12 protein-coding genes are annotated in these 9,606 nt (G+C 66.6%); 9 read left to right on the plus strand and 3 right to left on the minus strand.

Going from position 1 to position 9,606, the window contains the following annotated elements:
• Together VIR09_RS21825 and VIR09_RS21830 are read left to right on the plus strand one after the other, a co-directional pair.
• Positions 1 to 410, plus strand: a 410-nt coding sequence (locus VIR09_RS21825; protein ID WP_332014751.1) for a LysR substrate-binding domain-containing protein, incomplete at its 5' end; no start/stop codon positions are given.
• 103 nt (positions 411 to 513) lie between these two features.
• Positions 514 to 1,125 (plus strand): class I SAM-dependent methyltransferase, encoded by a 612-nt coding sequence (locus VIR09_RS21830; RefSeq protein ID WP_332014752.1) that lies wholly within the window; start codon positions 514 to 516, stop codon positions 1,123 to 1,125.
• 34 nt (positions 1,126 to 1,159) lie between these two features.
• Here the strand turns inward: VIR09_RS21830 and VIR09_RS21835 are convergent, their stop codons facing one another.
• From VIR09_RS21835 to ppk2, 3 genes are all read right to left on the minus strand, one after another.
• Positions 1,160 to 1,606 (minus strand): SRPBCC family protein, encoded by a 447-nt coding sequence (locus VIR09_RS21835; RefSeq protein WP_332014753.1) that lies wholly within the window; start codon positions 1,604 to 1,606, stop codon positions 1,160 to 1,162.
• Positions 1,607 to 1,750: 144 nt separating this feature from the next.
• Positions 1,751 to 2,005: an RNA-binding protein gene (locus VIR09_RS21840; protein WP_332014754.1), complete on the minus strand. Its 255-nt coding sequence runs from the start codon at positions 2,003 to 2,005 to the stop codon at positions 1,751 to 1,753.
• A 47-nt stretch (positions 2,006 to 2,052) separates the two neighbouring features.
• Positions 2,053 to 2,874: a polyphosphate kinase 2 gene (gene ppk2 / locus VIR09_RS21845; RefSeq protein ID WP_332014755.1), complete on the minus strand. Its 822-nt coding sequence runs from the start codon at positions 2,872 to 2,874 to the stop codon at positions 2,053 to 2,055.
• Between the two features lie 248 nt (positions 2,875 to 3,122).
• On the opposite strand from ppk2, the gene VIR09_RS21850 reads away from it, so the two are divergent.
• From VIR09_RS21850 to VIR09_RS31610, 7 genes are all read left to right on the plus strand, one after another.
• The gene (locus VIR09_RS21850; protein WP_332014756.1) at positions 3,123 to 4,670 is read left to right on the plus strand and encodes a TolC family protein; all 1,548 of its coding nucleotides are present in this window, start codon (positions 3,123 to 3,125) and stop codon (positions 4,668 to 4,670) included.
• Positions 4,663 to 5,772 (plus strand): HlyD family secretion protein, encoded by a 1,110-nt coding sequence (locus tag VIR09_RS21855; protein ID WP_332014757.1) that lies wholly within the window; start codon positions 4,663 to 4,665, stop codon positions 5,770 to 5,772. Before VIR09_RS21850 ends, VIR09_RS21855 begins: the two co-directional genes overlap by 8 nt.
• Complete coding sequence (locus VIR09_RS21860; protein ID WP_332014758.1) at positions 5,762 to 6,826, plus strand: DUF2955 domain-containing protein; 1,065 nt, start codon at positions 5,762 to 5,764, stop codon at positions 6,824 to 6,826. Before VIR09_RS21855 ends, VIR09_RS21860 begins: the two co-directional genes overlap by 11 nt.
• Positions 6,827 to 6,840: 14 nt before the next feature.
• Complete coding sequence (locus tag VIR09_RS21865; RefSeq protein WP_332014759.1) at positions 6,841 to 7,338, plus strand: transporter suffix domain-containing protein; 498 nt, start codon at positions 6,841 to 6,843, stop codon at positions 7,336 to 7,338.
• 92 nt (positions 7,339 to 7,430) lie between these two features.
• Positions 7,431 to 8,219 (plus strand): PhzF family phenazine biosynthesis protein, encoded by a 789-nt coding sequence (locus tag VIR09_RS21870; RefSeq protein WP_332014760.1) that lies wholly within the window; start codon positions 7,431 to 7,433, stop codon positions 8,217 to 8,219.
• Between the two features lie 148 nt (positions 8,220 to 8,367).
• Positions 8,368 to 9,507: a quinolinate synthase NadA gene (nadA, locus tag VIR09_RS21875; protein ID WP_332014761.1), complete on the plus strand. Its 1,140-nt coding sequence runs from the start codon at positions 8,368 to 8,370 to the stop codon at positions 9,505 to 9,507.
• A gap of 20 nt (positions 9,508 to 9,527) precedes the next feature.
• On the plus strand, positions 9,528 to 9,606 hold a 79-nt coding region (locus tag VIR09_RS31610; protein WP_414639452.1), incomplete at its 3' end, for an FAD-binding protein.

The raw sequence follows: 9,606 nt of genomic DNA on the forward strand, positions 1-9,606 counted from the left end.
GCCTGCGCGCGGCGCTGGCTCAGTACCGCCTGGCCGCCACCGACCTGCCGCTGCGGGCGCGCGAGTACCTGGCCCGGCTGTACCAGGTGGCGCGGCCGGAGGACCTGCCCATCGCCTTCGAGTGCGACAGCGTCGCCACGCTGCGCGACGTCGCATTGGGCAGTGACGTGGTGCTGTTCTGCACGCGCGAGGCCATCGCGGCCGAACTGGAGCAAGGCGTGCTGGAGCCGCTGCCGCTGTCCTATCCCGCCGCCGGCCCGCTGACCTACAGCGTCATCCACCGCGCGCGCCGCACGCTTTCCCCGACCGCCGAGCGGGTCATCGAACTGGTGCAGGATCTGCTGTCGGGCGCGGCAGCGCCGCGCGCCGCCGCCGGGAAGAAGCGCCAGGCCCGGCCTGAGCGTCCCTGACGTAATCCGGCCGCGTGATCCGCTTGACCTCAAGTCGACTTGAAGTGCAAGACTGATTGCTTTCTGGCGCGGACCGGACGGGAACCCTTCCTGGCGGCGGGCCATGACGAGCATTCAGGGAGTTCAACATATGTGGGATGAACGCTACGCCGTTGACGAATACGTGTACGGGACCGAGCCGAACGCCTTCCTGGCGGAGCACGCGGGACTGCTTTCGGGGCCGGTGCTCAGCGTGGCCGAAGGGGAGGGACGCAACGCCGTCTACCTGGCCTCGCTGGGGTTGGACGTGCTCGGCGTGGACGGTTCCGCCGTCGGGCTCGCCAAGGCGCGCCGGCTGGCGGCCGCGAAGGGCGTGTCGATCCGCACCGAAACCGCGGATTTTGCCCTGTACGAACCGCCGCCAGAATCCTTCGGCGCCGTCGTGTCGATCTTCGCCCACATGCCCGGCGGCTTGCGCAAGAGAGTGCACCGCCTGGCCGAACAGTCCCTCAAGCCGGGTGGCATCATCCTGCTGGAGGCATACCGGAAGGCCCAGCTCGGCCGGGGCACGGGCGGCCCCCCGGATGCCGACATGCTCATGGCGCGCGCCGACCTGGAGCAGGACTTCCCAAATTGCGAGGTGCTGCTTGCGCGGGAAATCGAGCGCGACGTGATCGAGGGAATATTCCACACGGGGCCGGCCTGCGTGGTGCAGTTCATCGCAAGAAAAAAGTGAAGCCGGGCAAGCCCGGTTCGTTGCGCCCCGACGCTCAGTCGGGAATTTCCGGTTCGACCAGCCGCATCAGTTGCGCCAGCGATTCCTGCCAGCCCAGGTAGCACATTTCTGGCGGTATCGCGGCCGGTATGCCTTCCTGCACGATGTTCACTTCCGTGCCGCAGGAGACCTGCCGCAGGGTGACGGTGGTTTGCATGCGGCCGGGCAGGTTCGGATCGTCAAACTGATCTGAATAGCGGATCTTCTGGCCCGGCACCAGCTCCAGGTATTCGCCGCCGAAGTTGTGGCTGTGGCCGGTGCCGAAGTTGCGGAACGACATCTTGTGCATGCCGCGGACCTTGGCGTCCAGTTGGTGGACCAGGCAGGTGTAGCCGTAGGGGGGAAGCCAGCGCGCAATCGCGTCGGGCTCCAGGAAGGCCCGATAGATGCGTTCGGCCGGCGCGCGCATGACGCGATGCAGGGTTACGGTTCCGGTAGTCATGGTAAGTCCGCCTTTGAAAAGGTTGTGCGTACTGACACGACGTATCAGTGGACCGGAAATCGACAGCGGGATTCCTGGGGGAAACCCTTAAGGAGCACATCTGGTCACGATTTGGCCGCAGGCGGCCCGGGCCAACGTGGCCCTTTATTCAATGGGCTCCCGCATCACCAGCACGGCGATCGTGTGGTTCTTCCAGAACACCTGATGTATGCGGGGCGCCAGCACGCGCAGCTCCTCGGGGCCGGCGCCGTCGAATGTCACCAGGACGGCGGGCCGCTCGCCCTCGCTCGGAACGCGCTGGATGCGGTCGAAGGACGGAAAGCCGTACTTCATGAGAAAGCTCCGGATGTCTTCGTCGGAGGTGCTTTCTTCCACGTGGTTGATCAGCAGGGCAGCCAAGATCGTTCTCCTAGGGCGTTGACGGGAGGGAGAGGGCAGCGCGTGGCTCAGAATTTCGCGGGAACCATCCTCAAGGGATGTCCCGGATCGCGGTAGCCGCCGGCCTTCTGCCGCTTGGGCAGCTTCACCTTGGCCCGCGGCATGCGCTTGTATGGGATATGGGCGAGCAGGTGGCTGATGATGTTCAGGCGCACCTTTTTCTTGTCATCCGACTGAGCGACGAACCATGGCGATACGCTGGTATCGGTCGCCGCGAACATATCGTCGCGGGCGCGCGAGTAGTCGTACCAGCGGCTGTACGAATCGAGGTCCATCCTGGTCAGCTTCCAGATCTTGCGCTCATCGGTGATGCGGGCCTGCAGCCGGCGGGTCTGTTCTTCTTCGCTGACTTCCAGCCAGTACTTGAGCAGGATGATGCCCGAGCCGACGATGGCGCGTTCGACCAGCGGCACGCCTTTCAGGAAGATCTTGACCTCGTCCTTGGTGCAGAACCCCATCACCCGTTCGACGCCGGCGCGGTTGTACCAGCTGCGGTCGAAGATCACGACCTCGCCCGCCGCCGGCAGGTAAGGCAGGTAGCGCTGCATGTACATCTGGGTTTTTTCGCGGTCCGAGGGGGCGGGCAGGGCGATCACCCGGAAGACGCGCGGGCTGACACGCTCGGTGATGGCCTTGATGGTTCCGCCCTTGCCGGCGCCGTCGCGTCCTTCGAAAAGAATGCAGACCTTGGCGCCGGTCTGGCTGACCCATTCCTGGAGCTTGACCAGCTCGATGTGCAGCCTGGCCAGCTCCTCTGCGTACTTCTTTCCCGAGAGCTTGGCTTGTGCCGGTGCCTTTTCTTCTGCTGCTGCCTTCTTCTGAGCGGTCATGACGTCACTCCAGAACATGCTGCCGGAAAACGGTCGAAGCGTTCGAATTTTTTACTGTAGCGCCGACCGCTGGCGCTTGTACACGGGCAGGCCGCAGCAGTGCTTTTTACCTAGTGCTTCCTCCGAAAAATGATCCTCTGGCTAGAAGCGGAAAAGGCCAATAGAATCAATTCGCACACTGCGCTCCGGCAAGGTCGGAGCTGCCTGGTGAACCATGGCGGTTAGGCTCTGCACGGACCCGATACCCGATGTCGCCGCTGACCTGTTCGAACCGGCTGTTGCTGATCGGCATGCTTTGCCTGGGCGGCTGCATGCGTGTCGGGCCGGACTTCGTGCCCCAGCGCACCGGTTGGGCCGCGGATTGGAGCACGCCTGCGCTGCAGCAGGCCAGCCGCCTGCAGTTGCAGCCGGACGCCCGCCAATGGTGGCAGGTCTTCGGCGATCCCGTCCTCGAATACCTGATCGCGCAGGCCGACGCGAACAACGCAGGCCTGCGCATCGCGGGCCTGCGGATCATGGAAGCCCGCGCGCAGCTCGGCATCGCCCAGAGCGGCCGCTACCCGCAGTCCCAGGTGGTCGGGGCCAACGCCCTGTATCAGCACCGGTCCTCGCGTTCAGCTGAAGGAAATCCGCGGCCCAGCAGCTTCTGGCAATACAGCGCCGGCTTCGACATAGGCTGGGAGCTGGACTTCTGGGGCCGGTTCAGCCGCGCCATCGAGTCGGCTGACGCGCTGTATTTCGAAGCCCAGGCCAATCGTGACGACGTGCTGGTGCTGCTGCATGCGCAGGTGGCGGAGAGCTACTACGCGCTGCGCACAGCCGAGGCGCGGCTGCGGATCGCCCGCGACAATGCCGGCATCCAGAAACGCAGCTACGAGATCACGCAAAAGCTGTTCCGCAGCGGCGAGACCGATGAACTGGACCTGCAGCAGGCCAGGACGCAGTACCTGAGCACCCTGGGCACCATCCCCGAATTCGAAAGCCAGATCATGCGGACCCGCAACGCCCTGGCGGTCCTGGTCGGCCGCCCGCCCGGCCCCATGCCGGAACTGGAGGACAAGACGGCGGTGGTCCCGCTGATCGGCCGGGCGGTGCTGCAGGACGTGCCCGCCAACCTGTTGCTGCGCCGTCCCGACATCCGCGCGGCGGAACTGCGCATCGCCGCGCAGTCGGCGCAAGTGGGCGTGGCCGCGGCGGATCTCTATCCTGCGCTGACCCTGCTGGGCAGCATCGCCTGGTCCGCCACGTCGCTGGCCGGCACGGCGGGCGGCATGGCGCTGTTGGCAGGCCCCGCCCTCAGCTGGAACGTGTTCGACCACGGCCGCCTGCAGAACAATGTGCGCGTGCAGGACGCCCGGCTGCAGCAGCTGATCGTGGCCTACCAGGATGACGTCCGGCAGGCGGCGCGCGAAGCCGACGACGCGGCCAGCGGCCTGATCAAGGCCCTGGAGCGCGACGGCATCCTGCAGCAGTCGGCGCAGGCCGCCGGGCGCTCGCTCACACTGGCCAACGCGCTCTACCGCGAGGGCTATACCGATTTCCAGCGCGTGCTGGACGCGCAGCAGGCGCTGGCGGTCCAGCAGGACGCCTACGTGGTGAACCGCGGCGGCGCGGTGAGCGACCTCATCGCCCTGTACAAGGCGCTGGGCGGCGGCTGGTACAGCGCGGAGCCGGTGCTCGACCCGGCGACCCGCGAGCAGATGCGGCAGCGCACCGACTGGGGCGATCTGCTGTCCGAACCGGCGCCTGCCTCCGACGCCGCCTTGTCCGCGCAAAAGGTGCGACCCGATGAGTGACTCGCCATCCCCGCCCGCCGCCGCGCCTGCGCCGGATCCCGCGAAAAAAGGCGTCCGATGGGCGGTCCTGTTCATCGTCCTGAGCCTGGCCTGGTATCTGCTGGCCGACCGCTACACCCCGTACACCCAGCAGGCGCGGGTGCAGGCTTTTGTCGTGCCGGTGGCGTCGGAGGTTTCGGGGCGCGTGACCCGGGTGCACGTGCGCAACAACCAGGACGTCGAGGCCGGCGCGGTCCTGTTCGACGTCGATCCCGAGCACTACCGCATTGCCGTCGACCGCGCCCGCGCCGACCTGGAATCCACGCGCAGACAGATCGGCGCCAGCACCGCGGGCATCGATTCGGCGCAGGCCTCCTTGCGCGCGGCGCAAGCCAACGAACTGAAGGCGCGCCAGGACAGCACCCGGCTCGAACGTCTGTACCGCGAGGATCAGGGCACCGTCTCGCTGCGCCGGCTGGAAATCGCGCGGGCGAATTTGGCGCAAGCCATCAGCCAGGTCGCCGCGGCGCGCGCCGAGGTGCAGCGCGCTCGCGAGCAGGAAGGCGGCAGCGAGGAAGACAACGCCAAGCTGCGCAGCGCCGCCGCCGCCCTGGAAAAGGCCGAACTGGACCTGGCCAACACGCAGGTGCGGGCGCGTTCGGCGGGACTGATCACCGATCTGCGCACCGATGCCGGGCAGTTCGCCGCCGCCGGCAACCCGGTCATGACGCTGATCGCCATCCATGACGTCTGGATCAGTGCGGAAATGACGGAGAACAACCTGGGCCATGTGGAATCGGGCACGCCGGTGGCGATCATCCTGGATGCGTTGCCGGGACAGATCTTCAAGGGCCGCGTGCGCAGCGTCGGGTATGGCGTCAACGTGGGGCCGGGCACGCCGCCCGGCAGCCTGCCCACGGTGCAGAACAGCCGCGACTGGCTGCGGCCGGCGCAGCGCTTTCCCGTCATCGTGGAATTCGATCCCGGCGACCTGCCGGCCCTGAGCGGCGTGCGCGTGGGCGGGCAAGCCGAGGTCATGGCCTTTCCCAATGCCGGCAATCCGCTCAATCTGCTGGGTCGCGGGTATATGCGGCTGATGAGCTGGCTTTCCTATGCGTACTGATCCCGATCCCCGCGGCCGGCGCGCACTGCGTGTGGGCGTGGGCACCGCCTGCTGCACGGCCATCAGCTTCGGCCTGGACCTGCCCATACCCATGGTCGCGCCGGTGCTGGGCGTGTTGCTGCTGGCTTCGATGAACCGGCCCCTGTCGTTCAAGAGCGGGCTGGGCCTGATGCTGATGGCGCTGCTCACCACCGCCATCGGCCTGCTGCTGAGCCCCTTGCTGCGCTACTACCCATTGAGCGGGGTGCTGCTGATCGCCCTTTGCCTTTACTTCGCCTTCCGCCACGGGCTGCGCGGCGGCAATAATCTGCTGTCGACTTTTCTCATCATCGGCCTGACGATGATTTCCGCCGCCGGCACCGTCGATTTCGCGCTGGCCGCCCTGGTGATCGAGGCGCTCGGCAAAGGATTGCTGGTCGCCGTCCTGGTGCTGGGCGGCTGCCATCTGCTGTTCCCTGAGTCGTCTGCCGCTCCTGCGCCGCCCGCGGCTCCAGTCCTGCCGCCGGACGAGGCCGGCCGCATGGCCCTGCGCGCCTCGCTCGTGGTGATGCCAGCCTTCCTGCTGGCCTTGACCGACCCGCTGGGCTACATGCCCATCATCCTGAAATCGGTCAGCCTAGGGCGGCAAAGCTGCGTCACGGCGGGGCAGGGCGCGGCCCGCGAACTGCTGGGCTCGACCTTGCTGGGCGGTGCGCTGGCGGTCGCTTTCTGGTGCGCCCTGAGCCTGTTCGTGAGCCTGTGGATGTTCTTTCTCTGGATGCTGCTGTTCGGCCTCGTGGCCGCGCGCAAGCTCTACCGGCTGAGTCCGACCCGGCATCCGCCCAGCTTCTGGCTGAACACGCTGGTGACGCTGGTCATCCTGCTGGGCCAGTCGGTGCAGGACAGCGTTGCTGGCAAGGACGTCTACACCGCATTTGCGGTGCGCATGGGCCTGTTCATCGGCGTCACGCTCTACGCCTGCCTGATGCTGCGCCTGCTCGAACCGCGCACCCGTGCGTCAGCCAGGCAGGATCCGGGAAACAATCCTTCAACCGCAGTCCCCTCAGACGCTTGAACCAGGAGGCAGCCATGTCATTGCCAGACGAACCAGCCCAACCCGCGCCCGCGGCGGGATGGCGCTTCAAATGCGGGATAGGATTGTTCATCATCGCCTTTGCCCTGTGGTTTCTCATCCCGGTGGCGGGTTACCTGGACGTGCCGGGTCCGCGCATCGCCGCGCTGACCGGCACGGTGTTCATCGCCAACAAGGTGCTGCTGTTGAGCTGCATCGCCGTCATGGGCAAGGAGGGCTTTCAGCGGCTGAAGTCCATCGTGTTCGGCCATGCCAGGAAACTCGCGCCCGTGCAGAAGGTCGGCCCCGTGCGCCACGCCATCGGCCTGATCATGTTCTTCCTGCCCATCCTGACCTCGGTGCTGGAACCCTACATCGACGAAATGTGGCCGGGCTTGCGGCCCAATCTGTGGCAGGCCCAACTGGCCGGGGACATCATGCTGATCGCCAGCTTCTTCGTGCTGGGCGGGGATTTCTGGAGCAAGCTCAGGGGATTGTTCGTGCGCACGGTGTAGCGGGGAAGCCTGCTGGATCCGCGCCGTCGTTTTCATAGGAGAATGCCGGTTCGCGCTCCCGCGCGCATTTTCAGCCATCACCAGGACCCGCCATGCCGCAACTCGACATCTATCAGGTAGACGCCTTCACCGCCGCGCCCTTCGGCGGCAATCCCGCCGCGGTGGTGCCGCTGCAGGCGTGGCTGGCGGACGAAACGCTGCAACGCATCGCCGAAGAAAACAATCTGTCGGAAACTGCCTACTTTGTACGCAAGGGCGATGTCCACGAGCTGCGCTGGTTCACGCCCGCGGTGGAGGTGGACTTGTGCGGCCACGCCACGCTGGCGTCGGCATGGGTGCTGTTCGAGCAATTGGGCGCAATAGAGGATGTACTGCGCTTCGCCACGCGCAGCGGCGAATTGCAGGTGCGCCGCGCTGGCGACCGGCTGGCGATGGATTTCCCGGCCAAGCAGCCCGAAGCGCAGGAAATCCCGCCGGGCTTGCTGCAGGCGCTGGGCCTGCCGGACGCGCAGGCGTTCTACAAGACGGACGACTATCTGGTGGTGATCGATGATGAAGCGCTGATCGATGCCTTGAAGCCGGACTTCGCCGCGCTGGCGGCCTTCGACACGCGCGGCGTGGCGGTGACGGCGCCGTCGGCGCAATTCGATTTCGTGTCGCGCTGGTTCGGGCCGCGCGTGGGCGTGAACGAGGATCCGGTGACCGGATCGGCGCATACCTCGCTGGCGCCGTACTGGGCCCAGCGCCTGGGCAAGCGCAGCCTGAGCGCGCAGCAGGGCGGGGCGCGCAAGGGCCAGCTGCATTGCGAGGTGCTGGACAACGGGCGGGTGATCATCAGCGGCCAGGCGGCGCTGTATCTGCGCGGTTCGATCTTTATCTGAGGGGCCAGGCCGCTGTCCGGGCGCAGGGCGGCTCCACCCAAAAAAAGAGATTGACACTATTTATGCTCAACACTAGCATAAATAGTGCTCTTTTTTTTGACCATTAAATGCTCAAACTGAGCATAAAAATCCGCGAGGAGACGCGTCCATGGATACCCCCAGCCGCCGCTACGTCGAATTCGATCTGCCCGCCACGCCCAGCTGCCCCAGCACCGTCGGCCAGGCTTGGGCCCGCGTGCCCGAACCCTTGCCAGCCGCCGCGCGAGCAGCCTGCGTGGCGCGTATACGCGAACTGCTGGCGCGGGAGCGCGCCGTGCTGGTCGCCCACTATTACGTCGACGCGGAACTGCAGGAACTGGCCGAACAGACCGGCGGCTGCGTTGGCGACTCGCTGGAGATGGCGCGCTTCGGGCGCGATCACGAGGCCCGCACGCTAGTGGTGGCCGGCGTGCGCTTCATGGGCGAGACGGCCAAGATACTGAGCCCGGACAAGCGCATCCTGATGCCGGACCTGGACGCCACGTGTTCGCTGGACCTGGGCTGTCCGGCCGCCGATTTCGCCGCGTGGTGCGATGCGCATCCCGACCGGACGGTGGTGGTCTACGCCAACACCAGTGCGGAGGTGAAGGCTCGCGCGGACTGGGTCGTCACTTCGTCCATCGCGCTTGACGTGATCGCCGACCTGCATGCGCGCGGCGAGAAAATCCTGTGGGCGCCGGACCGGCACCTGGGCGACTACGTGCAGCGCCAGACCGGCGCCGACATGCTGCTGTGGCAGGGTTCATGCCTGGTGCATGACGAGTTCAAGGGCGTCGAACTGGAACTGCTGCGCGCCGAACACCCGCAGGCCAAGGTGCTGGCGCATCCCGAGTCGCCCGCAGCGGTGCTGGCGCAGGCGGACGTGGTGGGCTCGACCACCCAACTGATCGAGGCTGCGCGCAAGTTCGATACCAGCTTGCTGATCGTGGCCACCGACCAGGGCATCCTGCACAAGATGCGGGCGCTGGCGCCCGGCAAGACCTTTCTGGCCGCGCCCACGGCGGGCGACAGCGCCAGTTGCAAGAGCTGCGCGCAATGTCCCTGGATGGCCATGAATGCCTTGACCAATCTGGCCGAGACGCTGGAGCACGGCCGCAACGAAATCACCTTGGATCCGGCGCTCGGCCTGCGCGCCAAGGCGCCGATCGACCGCATGCTGGACTTCGCGGAACGGCGCAAGCGCCGCGTGCAGGCCAGCGGCGACCTGGCGCAAGACACGCCGCTGTACGCCAGCGTCGGGCCGGCATAGGGACTACGGGAGGTCCGCTCATGGAATTCGACGTCATCATCATCGGCAGCGGGCTGGCCGGCATGGCCGCCGCGCTGGAACTCGCGCCGCGGCGGCGGG

The organism is Achromobacter sp., assembly GCF_036567245.1.
Lineage (GTDB): Bacteria > Pseudomonadota > Gammaproteobacteria > Burkholderiales > Burkholderiaceae_B > Achromobacter.